At 63.7% G+C, this 21,957-nt stretch carries 24 protein-coding genes, 1 tRNA gene and 1 pseudogene; 15 read left to right on the forward strand and 11 right to left on the reverse strand.

The window, feature by feature from the left end; translation table 11 throughout:
• Positions 1–7: 7 nt before the first annotated feature.
• Positions 8–404 (forward strand): annotated as a pseudogene (locus HNQ95_RS00745) (adenine deaminase C-terminal domain-containing protein); the annotation flags it as partial.
• 283 nt (positions 405–687) lie between these two features.
• On the opposite strand, the gene HNQ95_RS00750 reads toward HNQ95_RS00745, so the two are convergent.
• Entirely contained in the window at positions 688–834 is a 147-nt protein-coding gene (locus HNQ95_RS00750) for a hypothetical protein (RefSeq protein ID WP_182585756.1), read from the reverse strand.
• A 305-nt stretch (positions 835–1,139) separates the two neighbouring features.
• A tRNA-Ile gene (locus HNQ95_RS00755) sits at positions 1,140–1,215 on the reverse strand.
• A 136-nt stretch (positions 1,216–1,351) separates the two neighbouring features.
• Between HNQ95_RS00755 and HNQ95_RS00760 the strand changes: the two genes are divergently transcribed.
• The gene (locus tag HNQ95_RS00760) at positions 1,352–2,065 is read left to right on the forward strand and encodes an SIMPL domain-containing protein (protein WP_067959916.1); all 714 of its coding nucleotides are present in this window, start codon (positions 1,352–1,354) and stop codon (positions 2,063–2,065) included.
• A gap of 224 nt (positions 2,066–2,289) precedes the next feature.
• On the opposite strand, the gene HNQ95_RS00765 is transcribed toward HNQ95_RS00760, so the two are convergent.
• Positions 2,290–2,679, reverse strand: coding sequence for a hypothetical protein (locus HNQ95_RS00765; protein WP_067959914.1), 390 nt, complete (start codon positions 2,677–2,679; stop codon positions 2,290–2,292).
• Between the two features lie 256 nt (positions 2,680–2,935).
• Positions 2,936–3,382 (reverse strand): YcgN family cysteine cluster protein, encoded by a 447-nt coding sequence (locus tag HNQ95_RS00770; RefSeq protein WP_067959912.1) that lies wholly within the window; start codon positions 3,380–3,382, stop codon positions 2,936–2,938.
• A 202-nt stretch (positions 3,383–3,584) separates the two neighbouring features.
• Between HNQ95_RS00770 and HNQ95_RS00775 the strand changes: the two genes are divergently transcribed.
• The 5 genes from HNQ95_RS00775 (at position 3,585) to HNQ95_RS00795 (ending at position 8,482) form a co-directional block, all read left to right on the forward strand.
• On the forward strand, positions 3,585–5,618 hold the full coding sequence (locus HNQ95_RS00775) for an OmpA family protein (protein ID WP_067959910.1): 2,034 nt from the start codon (positions 3,585–3,587) through the stop codon (positions 5,616–5,618).
• 305 nt (positions 5,619–5,923) lie between these two features.
• Entirely contained in the window at positions 5,924–6,460 is a 537-nt protein-coding gene (locus HNQ95_RS00780; RefSeq protein WP_067959907.1) for a TIGR00645 family protein, read from the forward strand.
• Positions 6,461–6,585: 125 nt separating this feature from the next.
• Positions 6,586–6,834, forward strand: a complete 249-nt coding sequence (locus HNQ95_RS00785; RefSeq protein WP_154384862.1) for a hypothetical protein — start codon at positions 6,586–6,588, stop codon at positions 6,832–6,834.
• 186 nt (positions 6,835–7,020) lie between these two features.
• Positions 7,021–7,449 (forward strand): PACE efflux transporter, encoded by a 429-nt coding sequence (locus tag HNQ95_RS00790; RefSeq protein ID WP_154384861.1) that lies wholly within the window; start codon positions 7,021–7,023, stop codon positions 7,447–7,449.
• 532 nt (positions 7,450–7,981) lie between these two features.
• Entirely contained in the window at positions 7,982–8,482 is a 501-nt protein-coding gene (locus HNQ95_RS00795) for a hypothetical protein (protein ID WP_067959896.1), read from the forward strand.
• Between the two features lie 74 nt (positions 8,483–8,556).
• Here HNQ95_RS00795 and HNQ95_RS00800 read toward each other — a convergent pair whose 3' ends face one another.
• Positions 8,557–8,982 carry a VOC family protein gene (locus HNQ95_RS00800; protein WP_067959892.1) on the reverse strand — a complete coding sequence of 142 codons (426 nt, stop codon included), beginning with the start codon at positions 8,980–8,982 and terminating at the stop codon, positions 8,557–8,559.
• 69 nt (positions 8,983–9,051) lie between these two features.
• Between HNQ95_RS00800 and HNQ95_RS00805 the strand changes: the two genes are divergently transcribed.
• Entirely contained in the window at positions 9,052–9,657 is a 606-nt protein-coding gene (locus HNQ95_RS00805; protein WP_182573261.1) for a TetR/AcrR family transcriptional regulator, read from the forward strand.
• 3 nt (positions 9,658–9,660) lie between these two features.
• Here HNQ95_RS00805 and HNQ95_RS00810 read toward each other — a convergent pair whose 3' ends face one another.
• Positions 9,661–10,596, reverse strand: coding sequence for a LysR family transcriptional regulator (locus HNQ95_RS00810; protein ID WP_182573262.1), 936 nt, complete (start codon positions 10,594–10,596; stop codon positions 9,661–9,663).
• Positions 10,597–10,706: 110 nt separating this feature from the next.
• Between HNQ95_RS00810 and HNQ95_RS00815 the strand changes: the two genes are divergently transcribed.
• Both HNQ95_RS00815 and HNQ95_RS00820 read left to right on the forward strand, forming a co-directional pair.
• Positions 10,707–11,342, forward strand: a complete 636-nt coding sequence (locus HNQ95_RS00815) for an FMN-dependent NADH-azoreductase (RefSeq protein ID WP_182573263.1) — start codon at positions 10,707–10,709, stop codon at positions 11,340–11,342.
• 398 nt (positions 11,343–11,740) lie between these two features.
• Complete coding sequence (locus tag HNQ95_RS00820) at positions 11,741–14,227, forward strand: PIG-L family deacetylase (RefSeq protein WP_067959881.1); 2,487 nt, start codon at positions 11,741–11,743, stop codon at positions 14,225–14,227.
• Between the two features lie 53 nt (positions 14,228–14,280).
• On the opposite strand, the gene HNQ95_RS00825 is transcribed toward HNQ95_RS00820, so the two are convergent.
• Entirely contained in the window at positions 14,281–14,739 is a 459-nt protein-coding gene (locus tag HNQ95_RS00825; protein WP_067959879.1) for an Lrp/AsnC family transcriptional regulator, read from the reverse strand.
• 171 nt (positions 14,740–14,910) lie between these two features.
• Here HNQ95_RS00825 and HNQ95_RS00830 point away from each other — a divergent pair, with 171 nt between their 5' ends.
• The 5 genes from HNQ95_RS00830 to HNQ95_RS00850 all read left to right on the forward strand — a co-directional run bounded on the left by HNQ95_RS00830 (position 14,911) and on the right by HNQ95_RS00850 (position 19,199).
• A complete protein-coding gene (locus tag HNQ95_RS00830; RefSeq protein WP_067959875.1) occupies positions 14,911–15,651 on the forward strand; it encodes an AzlC family ABC transporter permease in 741 nt (246 codons plus the stop codon).
• On the forward strand, positions 15,648–15,947 hold the full coding sequence (locus HNQ95_RS00835) for a branched-chain amino acid transport AzlD family protein (RefSeq protein ID WP_067959871.1): 300 nt from the start codon (positions 15,648–15,650) through the stop codon (positions 15,945–15,947). The genes HNQ95_RS00830 and HNQ95_RS00835 overlap by 4 nt, the downstream gene beginning before the upstream one ends.
• Positions 15,948–16,092: 145 nt before the next feature.
• Complete coding sequence (locus tag HNQ95_RS00840; RefSeq protein WP_067959867.1) at positions 16,093–17,715, forward strand: ABC-F family ATP-binding cassette domain-containing protein; 1,623 nt, start codon at positions 16,093–16,095, stop codon at positions 17,713–17,715.
• A gap of 186 nt (positions 17,716–17,901) precedes the next feature.
• Positions 17,902–18,492 carry a VOC family protein gene (locus HNQ95_RS00845; RefSeq protein WP_067959863.1) on the forward strand — a complete coding sequence of 197 codons (591 nt, stop codon included), beginning with the start codon at positions 17,902–17,904 and terminating at the stop codon, positions 18,490–18,492.
• Positions 18,493–18,509: 17 nt separating this feature from the next.
• Positions 18,510–19,199 (forward strand): glutathione S-transferase family protein, encoded by a 690-nt coding sequence (locus tag HNQ95_RS00850; RefSeq protein ID WP_067959860.1) that lies wholly within the window; start codon positions 18,510–18,512, stop codon positions 19,197–19,199.
• Between the two features lie 64 nt (positions 19,200–19,263).
• On the opposite strand, the gene HNQ95_RS00855 is transcribed toward HNQ95_RS00850, so the two are convergent.
• The 4 genes from HNQ95_RS00855 to HNQ95_RS00870 all read right to left on the reverse strand — a co-directional run bounded on the left by HNQ95_RS00855 (position 19,264) and on the right by HNQ95_RS00870 (position 21,818).
• On the reverse strand, positions 19,264–19,965 hold the full coding sequence (locus tag HNQ95_RS00855) for an outer membrane protein (RefSeq protein WP_169808325.1): 702 nt from the start codon (positions 19,963–19,965) through the stop codon (positions 19,264–19,266).
• A 139-nt stretch (positions 19,966–20,104) separates the two neighbouring features.
• The gene (locus tag HNQ95_RS00860; protein WP_067959855.1) at positions 20,105–20,395 is read right to left on the reverse strand and encodes an HlyU family transcriptional regulator; all 291 of its coding nucleotides are present in this window, start codon (positions 20,393–20,395) and stop codon (positions 20,105–20,107) included.
• Positions 20,396–20,499: 104 nt separating this feature from the next.
• A complete protein-coding gene (locus HNQ95_RS00865) occupies positions 20,500–20,793 on the reverse strand; it encodes a GYD domain-containing protein (RefSeq protein ID WP_067959851.1) in 294 nt (97 codons plus the stop codon).
• 131 nt (positions 20,794–20,924) lie between these two features.
• Positions 20,925–21,818 (reverse strand): helix-turn-helix domain-containing protein, encoded by an 894-nt coding sequence (locus tag HNQ95_RS00870; RefSeq protein ID WP_182573264.1) that lies wholly within the window; start codon positions 21,816–21,818, stop codon positions 20,925–20,927.
• Positions 21,819–21,957: the final 139 nt, after the last annotated feature.

The raw sequence follows: 21,957 nt of genomic DNA on the forward strand, positions 1-21,957 counted from the left end.
CGGGGCCACCGGTGAAGTGGTCAATGCCTTCGTCTCGGGCTTCGGCTACTCCAAGGATTGCGCCATGGCCTCGACCATCGCGCATGACAGCCATCACATCATCGTCGCCGGCACCAACAAGGCCGACATGGCCCAGGCAGCCAACAGGCTGCAGAGGTCAGCGGCGGCATCGTGATGATCAGCGAGGGCAAGGAGCTTGCGCTGGTCGAGCTTCTGGTCGCCGGCCCGATGTCGGACGAGCGGGCCGAGGTGGTCGCCGTGAAGGCCGGCATGTTGGTCGAAGCGACGCCTATATGCAGCACTCGCTGCTGGCGCTTGTCGTGATCCGGGAACTGCTCATCTCGGACAAGGGGCTGATCGACGTCACCAAATTCGACAAGGCCGACGTCATCATCAAGGACTGACTGGCCGACGGTTACGCGCGGAGCGAATGAACTGGCACGTCGTTGCATGCCAGTTCGAGAGGCTGGTTCGATCGACCAAGTCGCGTCCCGATATTGCGCATGCCGGCCGCGGCGTTGAACTGAGTCGGCAGTCCGCAAGGCCGAACGTGATATGGCACGGGCTGCTTCCGCCTGTCGCACCGCGCTGCAGCGCTGGTCGAACCCGTCCTTGGCCAGATAGCCGTTGTCGGCGAGCTTGTTGCCGCGGGTGAGGCTCGACTTGAGCTATTCGAGCGATGCCTGGTCACGCTCGATCTGCGCCTTGGCCTGATCGAGCGCGGCCTGATAGTCCGTGTGCCTGCAGATAGCCTGACGCCTTGGCGCGCAGCGTCACGATGCGGATGGCTTCGGTGCGCGCGGCATGTTCGAGATGGATCTGTCTTCTTACCACGACAGGCACCGGCATTGCCTTGGGCGCTGGCGCCGAAGGGCGGCATCCGCAGTCGTGCTGCCGACGTCCCAGCCATGTCAAGCGAGGAGGTAGCCGCGCGCCACATTCCTACCGAAACGTTCAAGATTGCGATGGGAAGATTTCGCCCCTGAGATGACTAACCTCAACTTATTCCGATTGGCATCCAAGAATACTTCTTGAGCACTCATGGCCTGACCAAAGATACACGCGTGTTCCAGTGTACGCCGTGGTGTACGCCCGGACTAAAACGGAGAAAATATAAATAAAATCAAAAACTTAGTTTTTGGTGGGCCCGGAGGGACTCGAACCCCCAACCAAGCGGTTATGAGCCGCCGGCTCTGACCATTGAGCTACAGGCCCCACATGCGGGCTGGATAGTCAGTTTTGCGCGCTGGCACAAGCCATCTTCGCGCATCTGTTGCGCGCTGCCGCAATCCACCCATAATCCGCCCCTATCTGACACTCCCGAAGGGCTCAGGACAACGGAGATTATATTATGAATCGCAAATACATGGCGCTTGCACTTGCAGCGGCACTGACACTTCCCGCCGCTGCCGCCCGCGCCGATAACGAACCGTCGCCACGCATCGTCGTGACGGGGGAAGGCGAAGCCTCGGTGGCACCCGATCTGGCTCTGTTGTCGCTGTCAGTGATGCGCGAGGCCAAGACCGCCCGCGAGGCGCTGGACGCCAACAACGAAGCAATGGCTGCCGTGATCGCCGCGATGAAGGCAGCGGGTGTCGCCGAGCGCGACCTGCAGACCGCCGGCATCCAGATCCAGCCGCGCTACAACTACACCAACAAGCCCGATGGCTCGCAGGATGCCGAGCTCGTCGCCTACCAAGTGATCAACACCTTGTCGGTGCGCGTCCGCGACATCGCCAAGACAGGCGAGGTTCTCGACAAGGCCGTCTCCCTCGGCGTCAACCAGGGCGGCGGCATCACCTTTACCAACGAGAAGCCGGAAGGCGTTATCACCGAGGCGCGCAAGCTTGCGGTGGCCGACGCCATCGCCAAGGCGAAGGTGCTGGCCGAGGCCGCCGGCGTCAAAGTCGGCAAGGTGCTCGAGATCACGGACCAGTCCTATGCCCCGCCGCCAATGCCGATGCAGGCCAAGTCGTTCGACCGCGCAGCCGGCGCAGCACCGGTCGAGGCCGGCGAAAACGCCTACCGCGTCCAGGTCAACGTCACCTTCGAACTGAAGAACTGACGATCTGACATCGGGCGCCCTGCCGCGCGTTCGGAAGCGCGGCAGGATCGGGCAAACGGATCGCATCCAGGCAGTCCGACACCCCAACAGCTGGAAAGAATATGAAAAACCCCGGAGGCAAGGCCTCCGGGGTTTTGTTTGGAGCCACCACCCTTCCCCGAGAGGAAAGGGGCTCCCGCTACTGCGATCGGGCTTACCCGACGCTGTTCAGGTCGCGTTTCGACTTACCAGCGGACGACCGGGCAGTTCGGGGCGCGGGCGAAGGTGATCGCGACGCGCTCGCCATATTTGCGGCCGCTCACCGTGATCGAGCGACGGTTGACATCGACGATGCGGGCGCGGCGCAGGCCCATGCGCTCGGCCTTGTCGACAGCACGGTCAGGCGAGCAGGCGCGGTCCCAGCGGCCACCGGGGCGACCCCAGCGATTGTCGTGGCGGTTGTCCCAGCGGTTGTCGCGGCGGCCGTCGCGGTCCTGGATGTAGACGCCGACATTCGGCGAGCCCTGGCCAAGATTGAGATAAAGGCCGTCGGCCTGTGCGGTCGCAGGAATGGCGGCCAGCGTGCTGAAGCCGATGACGGCAGAAAGGGCCGCGATCTTGATCTTGTCGAACATTGTGTCTTCTCCTTGAACCCGAGGCGTCAGGCCATCTCTGCCTGAGCGATGACCAGACAATGCGCCACCCAAGCTGAACCGTTTTCGAACCACGCATTCATTTTCGGTTCATGTATCAAATATTTGATTCTGCTAAGTATTTTTTACGCACTGCAACAATGCGTGAGCCGTCGCGCAGATGGAAGACAGCCACCAGAAGGGCCTTGGCCGTCCACCCGAAGGGCCTTGACCGTATTGTGTCGGGCGAGTTTGGCGCTTACGGCTCTTCGTCCAGCATGTGGTCGAAATAGTCTTCCGGCTCGGCCATATCATCCTCGGAGGCGGTCAGCTTGCCGCGCACCGATACGCCGGCCTCGTGCACCGTCTCGCGGCTGCCCGAAACAAGATGGTGCCACCAATAGAGATCATGGCCCTCACCGACGAGGCGATAGGCGCATGTGCTGGGAAGCCAGGAAATCGTGCGCACGTTCTCAGGCGTCAGCCCGACACAGTCCGGCACGCGCGCAAGGCGATTGGCATAGTCGGCGCAGCGGCAGGTCGCGCCGTCGAACAGCCGGCAGCCAACGCTGGTCCAATAGATCTCGCCGGTATCCTCGTCCTCGAGCTTGGACAGGCAGCATTTGCCGCAGCCGTCGCAGAGTTGTTCCCACTGGCTCGGACTCATTGCCTCCAGCGGCGTCGTTTTCCAATAGGCATCGTCCATGGCTGGCATTTGGCCCCGAAAGGGGGGCGCGTCAAGCCGCCCTTCTCATTCATCGCCAGTTCAGCGAAACCACGATATTGCCATGTTGCCGTCGGGCAATCGCCCCGATGCGATGCGACTGCCACGACAAGCGGAACCATTAACGGTTCCATCTGTTTGGGCCGGGACGGGACCAAACTTCACTTCGAGGAGATTTCCAACGATGAAACGCCAACCACGGATTCTCGCAGGCACGGCAATCGGCCTGTTCATGGCATCCGCGCCGTTGGGCGCCATGCCGTTGCCGAACGGCGCGCTGAACGAAGCGGGGGCTGCGCTGCCGCTGATCCGCGTTCAGTCGGACTGCCAGGAAGGCGAATCGGCGGAAGCTTGTGCAGCACGCCAGGGTGGTGGCCAGCAGGCCCCTGCCCCGGAGGCGCAACCGGAACCGTCCCCGCAGCCTGAGCCTCAGCCCGAACCGCAGCCACAGCCGGAACCCGCGCCGCAGCCGCAGGCAGAGCAGCCGGCACCGCAGGCCGAAGAACCAGCGCCCGAGCCACGCCGCAAGAAGCGCGAGGCGCCGGCGGAAGAACCAGCACCTCAGCAAGATGTCGCACCGCAGGCTGAACCCGAGCCGCAGGCAGAGCCTCAGCCGCAGGCGGAAGAACCCGCCCCCAAGCGTAAGAAGCGCGAGCCCGCCGCCGAACAGCAGCAGCCCCAGGCAGAACAGCCTGCCGCCGAGCCGGAGGCAGCGCCTCAACCGGAACCACAGGCCGAAGAGCCGGCCCAGACGCCTGAGGTGGCACCGCAGCCCGAGGCCCAGCCCGAGCAGAAGCCCCAGGCCGAACAGCCTGCCGAGCAACCGGCGGAGAAGCCTGCAGAAGCGACCCCGGAACAGGTTCCCACCCCTGCTCCGGCGCCCGAAACCACCGCACCCGCAGGTGAAGCGCCAGCGCAGGGCGAACAGCCTGCCGCGCAGCAGCCTTCGACCGAGCAGCCCGCGACTGGCGAGCAGCCGGCGACCGGCGAGCAACCGGCAACTGGTGAACAGCCACAACAGCCTGCCCAGCAGGGCGAAGCACCTGCAAACCAGCCACCGGTGAACCCCAACGAGGCGCCGATGCTTGACAGCCAGAAGGAAGCGCCACCCGCCGAGGCTGGTGGCCGGCAGCCGGCTGCCGAAGGCCAGCCCGCTCAGCCCGCGCCCGAGGGCCAGACTGGCGAGCAGGCGGCGCAGCCGGTACCGGTGCCCGTCGATCCGGGGCCGCCGCCGGTTGACGACAAGACGGCCACCGAGGCAGCCCAGCCTGTCGAGATCCAGGCCGTCACTGCCGAAAAGGGCACCCGCATCGAAAAGATGCCCGAGGTAGACCTGCGCCGCAGGCCGCGACCTGAAGGCAGCGAGTTCCTGCGCGAGATCGGCGATCGGGTGATCATCCAGATCAACAATGAGATCATCGTCGAGAGCAACGACCGGCCGCGTATCACGCGTGATGCGCAGGACGTCTATTACGAGGAACTGCCGCGCGGCCGTACTCGCGAAGTCATCGTTCGCGACAATGGCAACCAGATCATCACCATCCGCAACCGATATGGCGACATCGTGCAGCGCTCGCGCATCACCCCCGATGGCCGCGAATATGTGCTGAGCTATGTCGACGACCAGTATTACGAGGGTATGGACGAGTGGCGCGATCCGGGTCTCGACCTGCCGCCCCTACAGCTCAATATTCCGCGCAACGAGTACATTCTCGACGCGCAATATGTCGAGGATGACGACGCCTATTACGACTTCCTCGAACGTCCTCCTGTGGAACGCGTCAAGCGGCTCTATTCGGTCGACGAGGTCAAGCGTTCGGCCCGTGTCCGCGACATCGCCCGGCGCGTCGATCTCGACACGCTGAGCTTCGAGTTCGGCTCGGCCTCGATCCCCGAGAGCGAGATCGCCAAGCTCGAGGGCGTCGCCAACGCGATGGAGAAGCTGCTCAAGAAGAACCCGGCCGAAACCTTCCTCATCGAGGGCCACACCGACGCCGTCGGTTCCGATGTCGCCAATCTGGCGCTGTCGGATCGCCGCGCCGAGGCCGTGGCGGACGCGCTTACAAACGTCTTCGGCATCCAGCCGGAGAACCTGTCGACGCAGGGTTACGGCGAGCGCTACCTCAAGGTGAAGTCACAGAAGCCGGAGCGTGAGAACCGCCGCGTCGCAATCCGCCGCATCACCCCGCTGGTGGCACCGATCGCCAGCGCCAACTAGCGGCTGAAGACACTGAAACGAAACCCGCCCCGCGCACTGCAGGGCGGGTTTTTGCCGCCAAAGCATCCTTTTCGGACATGAAATCGCCGGTAACAATCACGCGATCACCCGGCTTTGGCCATTGAATCGCTGGATTTTGATGCCACCTTGTGGATGACGTGGTTCCCTGCCCCGTCCCATCTCCGGCGTTCAAGGAGATCAGGCCCGGCCGAATCCCCCTCCAGCGGCCGGGCCTTGTTTTATCCGCCAAGCTGTTGCATTCGTCGGCACCGCCTCATTTTCCAATCGCCATTTTCGGACGTCTCATGAAACGCCTCGAACACGCCGTCGAATCCATCATTCTCGCCTCGCGCTGGCTGCTCGTGGTGTTCTACCTCGGCCTCGCCGTGGCGCTCGGCATCTACGCGCTGTCCTTCGTCAAGAAGCTCTACGAGTTCGTCATGAAGGTGATGGTGCTCGACGACACCGACACCATCCTCAAGGTGCTCGGCCTGATCGACGCGGCCCTTGTCGCCTCGCTGGTGGTGATGGTCATCATCTCGGGCTACGAGAACTTTGTCAGCCGCTTCGACAATCATGACGGCGAGGTCCATTGGCTCGGCACGATCGACATCAGCTCGCTCAAGATCAAGGTTGCCTCGACAATCGTCGCAATCTCGTCGATCCACCTGCTGCAGGTCTTCCTCAACGCCCAGCAATATACCTCCGACCAGCTGATGTGGCTGACCATCATTCACCTGGCCTTCGTGCTGTCGGCGCTGCTGCTTGCCTATATCGACCGCCTGACCGGCCTCTCCAAAGGCGACAAGAAGGCCGCCGGCGAGGACGGCCCGAGCCTCTAGGAGGGAACGTCGGCCGGATTCATTTTCTCAACCGCACCGGCCAAGCCACTGGATTGACTCACCTTCGGCCGTTAGGGCGCCGATTGACATCAATGGACGGAGGTGCTGCACAGGCGCCTCCGTTTTTGTTTGCGCAGGAGGCTCTGCTGCGGCTGTTGGGATATGCACTGCTCGTCCTGGGCGTCCTGGTCTGTTCGGCGACCTTCGGCGGCTGGATCTGGCTGAACGCCCATGGCTGCGGCACCGGCTGCAACGATTTCCGCCTGCGCTGGGAAGACACCGAGGCGCTCGCCGTATTCATCCCGCCCTTCATTGCCGGCGCCGTGCTGACGCTGGCCGGCGCCGGCACGATCCTTTCCCATCGCAGGAAGTAGCCGGACAATACCGGCGCCGCGCGGGACGGCAGTTACAGGCCTGCGATCGTCCCTGGCACCATCGAACAACCGACCATGGCAGTACTGAACATCTGGCACGGTTCTTAATCTTGCTTCCGAAGCGAGGACCATCTCCCCCATCTGGGACGCTTTTTCGGAACGGGCCGAAATCCCACGGGGGCTAATATGCGCACCACTCTTGATCGTGTTCGCCACGCCATCAGCTTCGAACTGATCGGGCTGGCGCTGGTCACGCCGCTTGGCGCCTGGGCTTTCCATATGCCGATGGGCGACATCGGCGCCGTCGCCATCGTCAGCGCGACGATCGCAACGATCTGGAACTACCTGTTCAATCTCGGCTTCGACCACCTGCTTCTGGCGATCAAAGGCAGCGTCCGGAAATCGCTGCCTGTGCGTGTCGCTCACTCTGTCCTGTTCGAGGTCGGGCTTCTCGCCGTCCTGATGCCGTTCATTGCCTGGTATCTCGGCGTGAGCCTTCTTCAGGCGCTGCTGATGGATGCGTCCTTTGCGGGTTTCTACATGGCCTACGCATTCGTCTTCAACCTAGCCTACGACCGGGTCTATCCGGTGCAGGAGCGCCCGGCCAAGGCCTAGATCAGGCGCTGCCAATGGTTCTGGCCTCGCGAAACTGGAAACAGCATGCTCGAGCAGATTGGAATCCCTGCCGCACGCGTTCGCCTCACCTGGTTTGGTGGCGACCCTGAACCGACAGATGGGGTCTATTCAACCACTGCAAGGTTTGAAGAAGACGTGGACTGGCCATCCGGAGAGACCTGGAGCGTCGTGCTCGCGTTCGACAGGGGTAATGTGAGCGCCTATTTCCTGTCAGTTTTGGCGCCACACCAGCGCCTTCGCGCCGGCGCACGGCGCTGGTGGAGGTATTGGGATGATTTTGGCCGTTGTCGAGCGAGGTAGCGTCCGCTGCTCACCAGAGCCCCGCAAGTGGACAAGGCAAGGGTGATAGCCGGTTTTCTGCTGGCAGCTTTTGCGTGGGCATCTTGTCTGGCCGGGCGCCGAACCTTTCTTCAAAACGCCGCATTCATCTTGCGTTCAAGCCATGCTCGCTAAGGTCGAGGCCTCCAACGATTCGAGGACTTCTATCGTGTCAATCGCCCAAACCCTTACGATGCGAACGGCCTTCGCATCGATCTGCGTCGCCGGACTGGCGGCAACCGTCTCCGCCGTCACCCCCACCCCTGCAGAGGCTCAACGGCTGATCCGCTGCGCATCGGAAGGCGGCACCTGCCGCCTGCCCTATCCGGCAGAAGTCGTCTATGGCGCGCAAGGCAGGACCACCTCGCGCTTCATCGACGCGCCCGCGGTCCGCTGCTCGAACCGCAGCTTCGGCGATCCGGCACCGGGCCTGCGCAAGGAATGCTACATCGTCGAGCGCGGCCGGCGCAGCCGCGACTATGGCGATGGCGGCTACGGCGAACCGCGCCGCAAGCGCTGGGTGGCCTGCGCCAGCGAGAACGACTATTGCGATTTCTACGGCCGCAAGCGAGTGCGCTACGGCACGATGAGCCAGTTCGAGGAAGGCGTCTTCCGCGACGGCGTCGATTGCGACAACGAGACCTTCGGCGATCCGGCGCCCGGCATGCGCAAGCGTTGCTACATCCAGGACTGAGCCTGCCGGCCAGGTAGAAGCCATAGTGATAAAGTGACGGAGGCGCCTCGCGGCGCCTCCGTTTTCGTTTGCGTTCAGGCGTCAACCGTACCCGGCGCATACAGCGCCAGAAACTCGGGGCTCGGCGGGATCGGCGTGATGACGTCGATTAGAACGCCATTGGGGTCCCTGGTGATGAAGTGGCGCTGCCCGAAGTCTTCGTCGCGCAGCGACCGCAGGATCGGCAGCCCTTCCGCGACGACCCGCGCATGCACGGCATCGACATCCTTGACCTCGAAATTGATCAGCAGGCCGGCGACCCGCCCGCGCCCCTCTTCGGGGATCGTCTCGTGATCGCCCTGGACGATGGCGAGATTGACGTCCCTGTCTTCCGCCGACCGCAGATGGACATACCAGCCGGCATCAAACTGTGACTCGAAGCGGAAGTGCTTGACGTAGAACGCGGCGGTGCCGGCGACGTCGCCGGTCATGATCACGGGATAATAGCTTGTCGTTTTCATGGCTTTCCTTCTCTCCTCAATCAACATACAGTCTGCATGTAAATTCGAATTAACATACAGGCTGAATGTATGCAAGTGAAAACCGAGCGCCGTTCCAACCGTGACCGCACCGAGGCGACGCGCGGCGACCTGATCGCTGCCGCGCGCAGGCTGTTCACCGAAAAATCCTATGCCGAAACCGGCACGCCGGAGATCGTGGCTGCGGCCGGCGTCACGCGCGGCGCGCTCTATCACCACTTCAGCGACAAGCAGGCGCTGTTTGCGGCGGTCGTCGAGCAGGAGGCGCATGCGGTTGCCGAAGAGATCGAACGCGCGGCACCCGTCTCCCTTGGCGCCCGCGAAGCGCTTCTTGTCGGTACCGAAGCCTATCTCCGGGCGATGCAGATGCCGGGACGGACGCGGCTTTTGCTGCTCGACGGCCCGGCGGTGCTCGGCCGTCCCGGCATGGACGCCATCGACGACCGCCATGGCAACCGCACGCTGCGCGAAGGCCTCGCAGCGGCCATGCGTGCCGGCGCAATGCGCAAGCTACCGCCGACCACCCTTACCAGCCTGCTCGCAGCCACCTTCGATCGCGCCGCGCTGGCGATCGATACGGGCGCGCCCTTCGCCGACCAGATGGCGGTCATCTCGGCGCTGATCGACGGGTTGATGACGGCCGAGCAGCCGGCCTGACGCTCACGCCATGCCGGTCGCTGTATGGCGCTGCGGCTCGAACTCGTTGAAACAGCCAAGCTCGCACTTGAACTGCTCGATCAGCCAGGCCGCCGCCGGCTTTGGCGTGCTGTCGGCGCGGTGCATGGCAAACAGCGGCGAGCGCTGCTCGCTGTAAGGCTCGAGATTGAGCTCGACCAGGCGGCCATTGGCCAGATCGTCGGCGATCAGCCAGCGCGGCAGACCGCCCCAGCCGAGCCCCTCGCGCATGAGCGCATGTTTGGTGCGCATGTCGGTCAGCCGCCAGGTGCGATAGGCGAACACGCCGAAATCGCGTCCGCGCGTCCGCTCCGACTGGTCCGACACGACAAGCTGGATGTGCTCGCGCATTTCCTCCAGCGGCACCGGTCCTAAAATCTGCGCCAGCGGGTGATCGGGAGCGGCTGCCGGCACCATGGACATGAAGCCAAGGCGAACAAGTTGCACCTCGGCCTCGCCAGTTATGCCGCCCACTCCGAGATCGGCCTGCCCGGTCATGACCTGATCGACGATCAGCCCGAGCGAGCCGACATGCAGGCGCAGCGCCACGGTCGGGAATCGCTCCTCGAACGCCTTCAGCACCGGGACCAGCACCGGCGACGGCAAGGCGACCTCGACCGACATCGCGACCTCCGCCTCGAGTCCCTGCTGATGGCCGCTGGCCCGCGAGCGGATCCGCTGCAGCACGCCGATCATGCGGCGCGCATCTTCCAGCATCGTCTTGCCGACGTCGGTCAGCTGCGGCTCGCGCGTGCCTTCGCGCTCGAACAGCCTGAGACCCAACTGCGCCTCGAGATTGGCAATGGCATAGCTGATGACCGACTGCGCACGGTTGAGCTTGCGGCCGGCGGCGGAAAAACTTCCGGTTTCAGCCACGACGACAAAGACCTGTAGCTGGTCGAGGGTGGGATTGGGCTGCATCTATCCATCCAGATTATCGATGGATAATATATAAAATATGCCAGTTTTTCAAATGGGTTGGCTCGACCATATTCAACGCATCGAACAATCCAACCCCAGGAGAAACCGCCATGTCCGTCCTGCTTGTCACGTCCAGCCCCCGCGGTGCCGCCTCGCATTCGACCCGCATCGCTACCGAATTTGCCCACAAGCTGGTGGCCGCCGATCCCGCGGCCACTCTCGTCGTCCGCGACCTCGTCGCCAACCCGCTGCCGCATATCGATACCGACTACGCCACGGGTATCTACACGCCGGCTGAAGCCCGGACCAAGCGCCAGGCCGAGGTCGTCGGCGTGTCCGACGCCGTGCTCGACGAGTTGTTTGCCGCCGACACCGTCATCCTCGCCACCGGCTTCATCAACTTCAACATCTCGTCGACGCTGAAATCGTGGGTCGACCACGTCGCCCGCTCGGGCAAGACCTTCGCTTATGGCGAAAACGGCCCCAAAGGCCTGGTCACCGGCAAGAAGGTCTATATCGTGCTGGCCTCAGGCGGCATCTATTCGGAAGGTGCTGCCGTCCAGATGGACCACGCCATCCCCTATCTGCGCAGCGTGCTCGGCTTCATCGGCATGACCGACGTCGAGGTCGTCCGTATCGAGGGCGTCGGCATGGGCCCGGACGCAGTCACGGCAGCCCTCGCCAAGGCAACGGCCAAGGTCGATGCGCTGGTTGCATCCTCAGCCCATACGGCCATTGCCGCATAGCACCCTTACGATCGCCACGATTGCCATCGGGCGGACGCAGTCAGCGCTCGCCCGATTCTTATTGTCGGTGCGTGCCGGCACCGTGCTTGCCCACCCTCGTTGATCCAGTTGTCTTTCGATGCCGGACCAGCATCCGCCTCCAATGTCGCAGGCACAGGACGAAGCAAGCGACGACAGGCGAAAAACACCGCCGCTGCAGGCGCAGAGGGCATCACTTTCCCATACTCCCGCCGTCGGCGCCTCACCATAGGTAAGCACCTTCTCAATTACATAAACTTACTTGAGTTATTTTATCTTGCTGGCCATAGTCTGCTTGCTGGCTCCATTGGCCAGCGCAGGCGCCCACGGGAGGGGAGCTGCCACCTCACGGCGCCGCCTGATTACGAGAGGAGATTTCCATGTCCACGATGACCCGGCGATTGTTCATCGCCTCGTTGCCGCCTGCCCTTCTGGCCATGCGCACCGCTGCGCACTCCACGCCCGCCACCGACCTCGAACTGATCGCCAGGCAGAAGCTTGAGCCGGCAATCGTGACCCTGCACCGCCGCCTAGAGCGCCTCACCTCGACGCTCACATTCATGACCACAGGCGCCCATCCCGATGATGAGCCAAGCGGCCTGCTCGCCGCCCTGCGCCACGTCTACGGCATCCGCCCGGTGCTCTACTGCATCACGCGCGGCGAAGGCGGCCAGAACAGCATCGGCGCCGAGCGCGGTTCGGTGCTTGGCGTGCTTCGCACACGCGAAATGCAGGAAGCCTCGCGCTCACTTGACGCTTCGCTCGCCTTCGGCGGCCGCGGCCACTCCGATTCGGTGCACGATTTCGGCTTCTCCAAGGATCCCAACGCCACCATCGACCGCTGGGGCCGCGACCGTGTCGTCGAGCGAATGACCTGGGCGTTCCGCCAGTACAAGCCCGACATCGTCATGAACTGCTTCCTCGACGTGCCTGGCCAGCACGGCCAGCACCGCGCCGCCGTCGTTGCTACCTTCATCTCCGCCGACATTTCGGGCGACGCCAAGGAGTATCCCGAACAGCTCGCCGCCGGCCTCGACCCATGGAACGTGCCCAAGATCTATTCACCGGCCTATGGCGGTGGTGGCGGCGTCTATGACGATGAAACGCCCCCGCCCCCGACCACTCTGACCGTCACTGCGCCCGAGCGCGACAAGATCTCGGGAGCCACCTTCCCGCAGATGGGCGAGTGGTCGCGCTCCTGCCACCTGACCCAGGGCATGGGCAAATGGCGGGAAGAGCCGCAGACCGAGTGGCAGCTGCATCTCGCCCGCGTCGCCAAGGGTGAGCCGGCAAAGACCGAAGGTGACATCCGCGAGGGCCTGATCGCCACCGTCGGCGACATTGCCAAGCTCGACGGCATGCCGGCCTCCTCGGCGGACGCCCTGCGCAACGCCCAGGGCCTGATCGACGAGGCCATCGCCGACTATGGCGACCCCGTCGTGGTGACCGCCAAGGCCGTCGAGATTGCCAAGGCCATATCAGAGGCCCGCAAGCAGCTGCCGCAGGAGCTGCGCGCCGAGGTTGCCCATCGCCTCGACCGCAAGGCGCGCGAAATCGACCTGGTTCTGGCAACCGCCGCAGGCATGCATGTCAGAGCGTTCACCTCAGGCGAAGACCTCAAGCCGGGCGACAGTATCACCATCAAGACCTTGGTCGAAGCCCCTGAAAACGTTGTCGTTGAATCGGCCGAGATCATCGCCCGCAAGGGCCTGACGGCGAGCAATGACCAGCTTTCCGTCGCAGCCGACGCCGAGCTCACCAATCCGCTTACCGAGCAGTTCGACCCGCTCGGCGGCAACGGCGATGCCTTCGTGCGCCTGACTGCCAACATCGGCGGCCATTCGGCGGTGCTCGACGTCGACCTCGAGGACGCGCTCCGGGTGGTGCCCGCGGCATCGCTCGAGCTGAAGCCGGACGCGGTGGTGTTCAATACCGCTGCCGACTTGGCACCCGTCGCCATGACCGCCACCGTCACCAACGCCAAGGTCGGCGACCTCAAGATCGATCTGCCGGAAGGCTGGGCACTCAACCCGTCGGGTGAGGCGTCTGGCAACTCAGGCACCTTCGACCTGCAGCCGCCGGCGAAACCCGGCGAAACCCGCTTTGCCATCGAACCCCAGCTGCTCGGCAAGGACGCCTATGCCATCAACACCTTCACCTACCCACATATCGGCCGCTCCGTCGTGCCGACCAGGGTGTCGGTTCCGGTACAGACGGTGGGCGCCGAGCTGACCGGCCTGAAGGTCGGCTACATCGGCGGCGGCAGCGACAAGGTCGGCCTGTGGATGAAGCGCCTCGGCATCGATGTCGTCGAGCTCAGCCCGGCCGAAGTCGGACAGGGTGCATATCGCGACCTCAAGACCATCGTCGTCGGCATCTTCGCTTTCGGCAAGCGCAAGGACCTCGCCAAAGCCGTGCCCGAACTGCACAAGTGGGTGCAGGATGGCGGCCATCTGGTCACGCTCTACCACCGCCCCAGCGACGGCTGGGATGCCGAGAAAGTGCCACCGCTGTTCCTCAAGATCGGCTCGCCCTCGATCCGCTACCGCGTCACCGACGCTAGTTCCGAGGTCGATATCCTGGAGCCCGAGCACCCGCTGCTCAACAAGCCCAACAAGATCGGGCCGGAGGATTGGGCAAACTGGGACAAGGAGCGCGGCCTTTACTTCGCCTCCGAGTGGGACAAGGCCTATAAGCCGCTGCTGGCGATGAGCGACAAGGGCGAGGACAAGCTGCAAGGCTCGCTGCTGTCGGCCGAGATCGGCAAGGGCCGCCACACCCACACCTCGCTCGTGCTGCACCACCAGCTCGACAAGCTGGTGCCCGGCGCCTTCCGCCTGCTGGCCAACCTGGTCCAGCCCGCCTGACGAAAACGAATGGCCCCGGCAACCGCCGGGGCCCTTTTCTCCCCCAATGCCGCCTAGAGTGGCATCTCCGACGTCTGTTTGATCGTCTGGCTCGGCACGTCGGTCTTGACGTTCTGCACGCCCTTGATGCGGCTGAGATGCTCGGACTGGAAGCGCCGGTAGGCGTCGATGTTGGCGGCCACGACGCGCACCATGGCATCGCAGTCGCCGAGCATCAGGTAGCATTCCAGCACTTCGGGCAGCTTCGCCACCTCGGCGGCGAAGTGCTCGATCGTGTCCTCGTCCTGCGCTTTCAGCCATATCCGGGTGAAAAAAGTCTGCCCCTTGCCGATCTTGGCCGGATTGAGCATGGCGACGTAGCGGTCGATGACCCCCGCCTCCTCCAGCAGCTTGACGCGCCGCAGGCAGGGCGACGGCGACAGTCCGACCTCGCGCGCCAGATCATTGTTGGCCATCCGGCCGTCGCGCTGCAAGGCACGCAGGATGCGCTTGTCGATGTCATCCAGCTTCATTGGCTCAGAATTCCAATTTTTTAGCCATCTGCCGCATCAGATGCCATATCGGCACCAAACTCAACAATCTTCGCAACCAAATTGCGCCCGCCTTGGACTAGATTGCCGTTCGACACCATCACCTCGAACCTTTTGGGAAGGCGCGCCCCGCAAGGCGCGCGGGATGATTGCATGAGTGTTTCACAGGCCACATTGTCCGACCGGGCAGAAGGCGGCAGCGGTTCCGAGTTCTGGCGCGGCATGCGCTCTTGCACGCCGGTGCTGCTCGGCATCGTGCCTTATGCGCTGGTGCTTGGCGCCCAGGCGGCGCAGAAGGGGCTGAGCCCTGTCGAGGTGCCGTTGATGACCGGCCTGAACTTCGCCGGCGGCTCCGAATTCGCCGCGATCCAGCTGTGGACCTCGCCGCCGCATGTGCTGCTCATCGTCGCCATCACCTTCCTGGTCAACAGCCGCCACCTCTTGATGGGAGCGGCCCTTGCGCCGTTCCTGCGCCACCTGCCCAGGCGCAAGGTATTTCCGGCACTTTTCCTGATGTGCGACGAGAGCTGGGCGCTCGGGCTTGCCGACGCCAGGAAACGTGCTGCGGCGGGCTCAGGCCCGGCCTTCAGCCTGCCCTATTATGCCGGCGCATCGATCCCCTTCTACCTCGCCTGGGTCGTCTTCACCGGGCTTGGCGGCGCACTTGGCCCGGTGCTCGGCGACGTCGAGGCCTATGGCTTCGACATGGCTTTCCCGGCGGTGTTCCTTGTGCTGCTCGCCGGCATGTGGAAAGGCGTCGCCGCCGCACGGCCATGGCTGGTCAGCCTCGTCGTTGCCGCCATCGTCTATCTCCTGGTTCCCGGCGCCTGGTATGTCGCCGCCGGCGCATTGTCCGGCCTCGTTGCGGCCTATGTCCTGGCAGGTGAAGCATGATCGACCAGATCAACCTTCTCGCCATCGTCTTGATGGCCAGCGTCACATACCTCACCCGCATCGGCGGCTACGTCATGCTGCGCAACCGGACGCTGAGCCCGCGCGCCACTGCTGTCATGGAAGCAGCACCGGGCTGCGTGCTGATCTCGGTCATCGCGCCTGATTTTGTCTCCGACAATCCGGCCGATCTTCTGGCGCTCGCCATCACCGTGCTTGCGGCGACGCGGCTGTCGATGCTGCCGACCGTCATCGTCGGCATCGCGTCGGCCGGCGTCCTGCGCCACTTGCTCGGTTAGCAAGATGCTTTTGTCTCCGCGCCGCCGGTGCCTGTGACATCGGCGGCCCTTGCGCGCCAAGGTGCGGAGTGCTTTACGGGCGATCTCTTTTGCGGGCGCAACCGATGGCGTGGTGACCCGACCAATCCTCTGGGTCCTACAAATCATGATTCGTCTCGAAAACATCGGCAAGCAGAACGGCAAGCAACTCGTCTTCATCGAGGCCTCGGCGGCCCTGCAGAAGGGCGAGAAGGTCGGCCTCGTCGGCCCGAACGGCGCCGGCAAGACGACACTGTTCCGCATGATCACCGGCCAGGAGCAGCCCGACGAAGGCCAGGTCTCGGTCGACCGCGGCGTCACCATCGGCTATTTCAGCCAGGATGTCGGCGACATGGCAGGCCGCAGCCCGGTCACCGAGGTGATGGACGGCGCCGGTCCGATCAGCGAGCTGATCGCCGAGATGCGCGAGCTGGAAGCGGCGATGGTCGATCCCGACCGCGCCGATGAGATGGACCAGATCATCGAGCGCTATGGCGAGGTCCAGGGCCGTTTCGAGGAGCTCGACGGCTATTCACTCGACGGCCGCGCCCGCGAGGTGCTCGACGGTCTCGGCTTCTCCCAGGAAATGATGGACGGCGACGTCGGCGCGCTCTCCGGCGGCTGGAAGATGCGCGTTGCACTCGCCAAGATCCTGTTGATGCGCCCCGACGCGCTTTTGCTCGACGAGCCGAGCAACCATCTCGACTTGGAAAGCCTGATCTGGCTCGAAGCCTTCCTCAAGAACTATGACGGCGCGCTTTTGATGACCTCGCACGACCGCGAGTTCATGAACCGCATCGTCAACAAGGTCGTCGAAATCGACGGCGGCTCGCTGACCGCCTACACCGGCAACTACGAGTTCTACCAGCAGCAGCGAGCGCTGGCCGACAAGCAGCAGCAGGCCCAGTTCGAACGCCAGCAGGCGATGCTGGCCAAGGAAATCGCCTTCATCGAACGCTTCAAGGCGCGCGCCTCGCACGCCGCCCAGGTGCAGAGCCGGGTCAAGAAGCTCGACAAGATCGACAAGGTCGAACCGCCGAAGCGCCGCCAGACAGTGTCGTTCGAATTCCAGCCGGCACCGCGCTCGGGCGAGGACGTGGTCACGCTCAAGAACGTGCACAAGAGCTATGGCTCGAAAACCATCTATGAAGGCCTCGACTTCCAGGTTCGCCGCAGGGAACGCTGGTGTATCATGGGCATCAACGGCGCCGGCAAGTCGACGCTGCTGAAGCTTGTCGCTGGCGCCTCCAATCCCGACAACGGCACGGTCGCGCGCGGCCCCAGCGTCAAGATGGGCTATTTCGCCCAGCACGCCATGGATCTGCTCGACGGCGATCGTACCGTATTCCAGCAACTCGAGGACACCTTCCCGCAGGCCGGCCAGGCACCGTTGCGCGCGCTCGCCGGCTGCTTCGGCTTCTCCGGCGACGAGATCGAAAAGAAGTGCCGCGTGCTGTCAGGCGGTGAAAAGGCCCGCCTTGTGATGGCGATCATGCTGTTTGATCCGCCCAACCTGCTGGTGCTCGACGAACCCACCAACCATCTGGATATCGCCACCAAGGAAATGCTGATTACTGCGCTCTCGCAATATGAGGGCACCATGCTGTTCGTCTCGCACGACCGCCATTTCCTCGCCGCCTTGTCCAATCGCGTGCTCGAGCTCACCCCTGACGGCATCCACACCTATGGCGGCGGCTACACTGAATATGTCGAGCGCACCGGCCAGGAAGCCCCCGGCCTCAGGAGCTGACGCTCTGGCGCCAAGGCTTCGTTCGCACGCGGCACACACAGACCCCGGCCCAATGCCGGGGTTTTTTGTTTGAAATTCGATTGCTGCGTGCACGTCCAAGTGTCAGCAAGGCCAGACAGCGCCACTCCTTCGGTCTATTGCTTGTGATGGGGCTTGTGCGACACTGCTGCCGACGGAGGATTGCACATGCGAAAGCTCCAGGCGCAAGGCGTACACCACATCACCCTTGTCGGCGCTGACCGGAACACCTCGATCGACTTCTGGGAAGGCATTTTGGGCATGCCTTTCATCTTCGAGCAACCCAATCTCGACAAGGCAAGCGAGAGCCACCTCTATTTCGATCCCGGCGACGGCCGCCTGATCACCATCTTCACCGACGAGAACCGCAAGCCTGACCCGAAGCGGACGCCGACCGACGTCGGCTGCGTGCACCACATCGCCTTCTCTGTCTCGCGGGTGACGTTCCTGCAGGCCGTCGAGCGCCTCGACGAGCGCGCCATCAAGCACAGCGGCGTCAAGGATCGCGGCTTCATGGATTCGATCTATTTCGAGGATCCCCTCGGCCTCCTGATCGAGCTCGCCTCCTACCGGTTCGAGCCGCCGGCGGGGCATACCCATGCCGACGTTTTGATGGAGGCGCACAAGGTCAGGGTCGCCCGCGGTGACTACAACATCGCCGAAATCCACCTTGCCGACGCCATCGAGGCGCTCACCGAGCGCAGCCGGTCGACCCTGTCGGCCGGGCGGGAACCCAAGGATCCCTATCGCAAGAGCTGAACCCGGGAGAAGCTGACATGGCCGACATCACGCTCAACGTCATCAAGCCAAGCGTCAACAACTTGAGCGCGCGGGTGTTCCTGCGTGCCTCGGGACTCGGCTTCACCGAAAAGGACGTCTACGGCCAGACCCGCACGCCGGAATATCTCGCTGCATGCCCGGCCCATCTCACACCGATGATCGAAAGCGCCGAATTACCAAACGGCGTGTTGTGGGAGAGCTGCGCCATCATGCAGTACCTCTCCAACAAGCACGGACTGGACAACCTCTACCCCAGGGATGCCGAGCGGCGCGCGATGATCGACAGCGCGATGTTCTACCTCATCGGCACATTCTATCCCTATCTCGCGCGCGCCACCTACCCGGCACTCAACTTCCCGCAATATCCCGGCGAAGTCGGCTACAGCGACGCTGACGCGCCGACAAAGGAAAAGGCGCGCCAGGCCGCCGTCGAAGCCCTCGCCGAGCCGCTCGACGTGTTTCGCTCCTTCTACATCAAGGACAAGCCCTTCATCGGCGGCGACAGCCCGTCAATCGCCGACATCCGGCTCGCCGCGACCCTGGAATTCCTCGCCGTCATCGACTATCCGCTGCCGGCCTGGGCAAAGGCCTATGTTGCGGCCATGGAGAAATCGCTGGGCGACGCCTACACCGAACCAGCCAACGACGTGCGCGGCTACATCGGTTATGTCAGGTCGCTCGGCTAGGCTTGGCCACAGCCCTCGGAAACAAAAAAACCCCGGCGCGAGGCCAGGGTTGATATGGCGCGCCTCAGAACTTGTAGTTCAGGCCGATCTTGACGGCGTGGACGTTGAAATCGCCCTCATAGGAGCGAAACGGAATGGGATCGTCCAGCGCCACGTCGCCCGAGAAGTGATAGAACTGGTACTCGCCCTTCACCGACCACTTGTCGTTCAGCGCATGCTCCACGCCGCCGCCAATCGTCCAGCCGGTCAGCGTCTTGGATCCACGTGAGTTGAAGGTGTTCGGGTCCGTGAAGTCGCTCATTTCGAGCCGCGTAAAGCCAATGCCCGCCTTGCCATAGAACAAGGTGCGGTCGACCGCGTAGCCGGCACGGCCGGTGATGCTGGCAAGGAACGAATACTCGTTGTCGTTGCGCGCACCATTGTCCGTCTCGGCGGGAAATTCGTTGATCCTGGAGCTCCCATCCGCCCAGGAGTAGGACAGATCGCCCTCCAGGCCGAGAACCCATGAACCCCACTGATGGTTGTAGCCGACCTGGGCACCCAGCAGGCCGCCGCGGGCCTCGGGATACGCTGTCTCGAAGCGTCCGATGACAGGGTGCGGATAAGCACCGTCACCACTGCCCCAAGAGTAGCCGCCATGAACGCCGGCATAGAAGCCGGTCCAGTTGTAAGGTGCTGCCACCGGGTCAGCTGCGACCGCATCGGCAGCCACGCCGGCGCCGGTTGCGGCGAAGAGGATCGACGAGGCGAGAAGAACGGCTTTCATGAGCATTCCCAGATTCGGATGCGACAACCCTAGGGTTTCATGAATCCGCCACGCAAGGCAGGATCGAACAGAAAGCTCTCATTGCGACAAAAAGTTGCATTAGGGCAACATGATGAAGCGGCACGAGGCGCGCGCTCCGTCAGCCGAACATGCGTTCGCCCTGCTCGTCGACGAGCTGACGGCCCTTGGTCAGCGACACCTCGACCGCGTCGTCGAGCGCTGCGAAACGGTCGGCGCGGATGAACTTGTGTTCCTTGACCACGCCCTCGACATCCTTGGAAACGATGCCGCAGGTCTGGAACTGGCCGCCTTCCTTGTACGGCATCGCCTTGATGGCAAAGCCCTTGTATTCGATCTCCTTGGCCACCGCTGCCGTCTGGGTCTCGACAGAGCTCCCGCCCCCGCCAAAAAGTCTCTTCAGAAACGACATCTGGTTCTTCCCGTTGTTTTTCCGAAGCTTAGACGGTCATCTTGATTCAGTCGAGGCGTTTCGAGCCACGGCGCAGGCAGCGGGCTTGCGCCGTGGCGATCCGCCTAGCCCATCGAAGCGATAATCTCGCGATAGGCAAGTTCGGGGAAGGCTTTCAGCGTGCGTGTCCTGATGTTGCCGGCCTGTCCCAGGATCAGCGCGAAACGCGCCACCACCGCATCGTCGGGCGCCTCCGCGACCGCCACCATGTCGTACTCGCCCATGGTCAGATAGAACTGCTTGAATGAGCCGCCCATTTCACCGAGCAGCTTCTTGGCCGCGTCGAGCCGCTTGGGCGACGAACGAACGTCGCGCACGCCCTGGTCGGTCCAGTTGATCAGCATGATGTATGTCGTCACTGCACACCTCCCTCCGGTGCCACGGAGCACGGCATGAAGGCCGGGGCGGGCATCCGGGTCATCGCCCTAAAATGCATCCACGGAGAGGCAGTATCCTCCCCTGCCGGCCTTCCGGCAAGGTTTTGCGCGGATCAACCCTGCTGCGTTGGCTGGCGCAGCCGGACTTCAGCCGGAGACGCGCCATAGACCGCCTGGAAGCGGCGGGCGAAATGCGACCTCGAAGCGTATCCGGCGGCATCGGCCGCATCGGTGATGTTGCCCTCGCCGCGCGCCAGCATCTCATGCGCCAGTTGCATCCTGGCCGACGCCTGGACGCCGCGCAACGAGGTGCCCGCTTCGACCAGCTTGCGCCGCAGCGTCGAGGCGCCGACACCGAGCTCTCGCCCGATCTCCTCGGCCGTCCAGCGCCTGGCCGGCGCGCGCGCCACCAGCCATGCTGCGCGCTCGGCCAGCGACTGCGCAAACAGCGGCTGTGCCACCGGCAACTTCCTGAGCAGGATCAGCACTTCGGCGAGGCGATGTTCGGCCAGCACCGCGGCATGATCGGACCCGCCGAGCGAGATGGCGGCATGGCCGAGCGCATCGACGAGTTCCTGAGACAGTGGCACGCGCAGGTCGAAGCCGACGACTGGGCGGGCAGCGCCCGGCATTTCCTGCACCCATTTCGGCACCTGGGTGACCTCGAGCAGCAGCGACTCGTAGAGGCCGTTGGCTTCAGAGGGAATGTTGACCGCGTCGAACGGCGTACCCGCCGGCAGCACGAACACATCACCCGCCACGAAACGCTGGCCGGCGTCGCCGAGCCAGAACTCCTTTTCGCCGCTAAGCACGATGCCGATTCTCGGCATTTCCGAAACAACGCTCACCAGTCGCTCGCGCTCGATGCAGCAATAGCTGAACAGTTGGCGGGCGAATGTGTGCAGCCCCGGCCCGCGCGCCGTGCGGCTCGACATCTCCAGCGGCCGCAGGAGTTGCAGCAGGCGTCGCGACAATGTGCTTTGGGCGTCTTCGACTGGTTTGAGCATACCCCAACAGTAGCACCTGCAATGGCGCTGTCGACGTCACTTTGAGCGTTTCGGGTACATATCGCCGCCATTCCGGGCACGCTCGCCCTGCGCCAGCAGGCCATTTTGCGCGGCGTCGGCAATCGCCGCAGCCGCATTC

This window comes from Aminobacter ciceronei (assembly GCF_014138625.1).
Taxonomy (GTDB): domain Bacteria; phylum Pseudomonadota; class Alphaproteobacteria; order Rhizobiales; family Rhizobiaceae; genus Aminobacter; species Aminobacter ciceronei.

Bases quoted from the DNA above. Each gene is read 5' to 3' on its own strand.
- HNQ95_RS00760 (WP_067959916.1), top strand. From the start codon at position 1,352: ATGAATCGCAAATACATGGCGCTTGCACTTGCAGCGGCACTGACACTT.
- HNQ95_RS00765 (WP_067959914.1), bottom strand. From the start codon at position 2,679: ATGTTCGACAAGATCAAGATCGCGGCCCTTTCTGCCGTCATCGGCTTC.
- HNQ95_RS00770 (WP_067959912.1), bottom strand. From the start codon at position 3,382: ATGGACGATGCCTATTGGAAAACGACGCCGCTGGAGGCAATGAGTCCG.
- HNQ95_RS00775 (WP_067959910.1), top strand. From the start codon at position 3,585: ATGAAACGCCAACCACGGATTCTCGCAGGCACGGCAATCGGCCTGTTC.
- HNQ95_RS00780 (WP_067959907.1), top strand. From the start codon at position 5,924: ATGAAACGCCTCGAACACGCCGTCGAATCCATCATTCTCGCCTCGCGC.
- HNQ95_RS00790 (WP_154384861.1), top strand. From the start codon at position 7,021: ATGCGCACCACTCTTGATCGTGTTCGCCACGCCATCAGCTTCGAACTG.
- HNQ95_RS00795 (WP_067959896.1), top strand. From the start codon at position 7,982: ATGCGAACGGCCTTCGCATCGATCTGCGTCGCCGGACTGGCGGCAACC.
- HNQ95_RS00800 (WP_067959892.1), bottom strand. From the start codon at position 8,982: ATGAAAACGACAAGCTATTATCCCGTGATCATGACCGGCGACGTCGCC.
- HNQ95_RS00805 (WP_182573261.1), top strand. From the start codon at position 9,052: ATGCAAGTGAAAACCGAGCGCCGTTCCAACCGTGACCGCACCGAGGCG.
- HNQ95_RS00810 (WP_182573262.1), bottom strand. From the start codon at position 10,596: ATGCAGCCCAATCCCACCCTCGACCAGCTACAGGTCTTTGTCGTCGTG.
- HNQ95_RS00815 (WP_182573263.1), top strand. From the start codon at position 10,707: ATGTCCGTCCTGCTTGTCACGTCCAGCCCCCGCGGTGCCGCCTCGCAT.
- HNQ95_RS00820 (WP_067959881.1), top strand. From the start codon at position 11,741: ATGTCCACGATGACCCGGCGATTGTTCATCGCCTCGTTGCCGCCTGCC.
- HNQ95_RS00825 (WP_067959879.1), bottom strand. From the start codon at position 14,739: ATGAAGCTGGATGACATCGACAAGCGCATCCTGCGTGCCTTGCAGCGC.
- HNQ95_RS00830 (WP_067959875.1), top strand. From the start codon at position 14,911: ATGAGTGTTTCACAGGCCACATTGTCCGACCGGGCAGAAGGCGGCAGC.
- HNQ95_RS00835 (WP_067959871.1), top strand. From the start codon at position 15,648: ATGATCGACCAGATCAACCTTCTCGCCATCGTCTTGATGGCCAGCGTC.
- HNQ95_RS00840 (WP_067959867.1), top strand. From the start codon at position 16,093: ATGATTCGTCTCGAAAACATCGGCAAGCAGAACGGCAAGCAACTCGTC.
- HNQ95_RS00845 (WP_067959863.1), top strand. From the start codon at position 17,902: ATGCGAAAGCTCCAGGCGCAAGGCGTACACCACATCACCCTTGTCGGC.
- HNQ95_RS00850 (WP_067959860.1), top strand. From the start codon at position 18,510: ATGGCCGACATCACGCTCAACGTCATCAAGCCAAGCGTCAACAACTTG.
- HNQ95_RS00855 (WP_169808325.1), bottom strand. From the start codon at position 19,965: ATGAAAGCCGTTCTTCTCGCCTCGTCGATCCTCTTCGCCGCAACCGGC.
- HNQ95_RS00860 (WP_067959855.1), bottom strand. From the start codon at position 20,395: ATGTCGTTTCTGAAGAGACTTTTTGGCGGGGGCGGGAGCTCTGTCGAG.
- HNQ95_RS00870 (WP_182573264.1), bottom strand. From the start codon at position 21,818: ATGCTCAAACCAGTCGAAGACGCCCAAAGCACATTGTCGCGACGCCTG.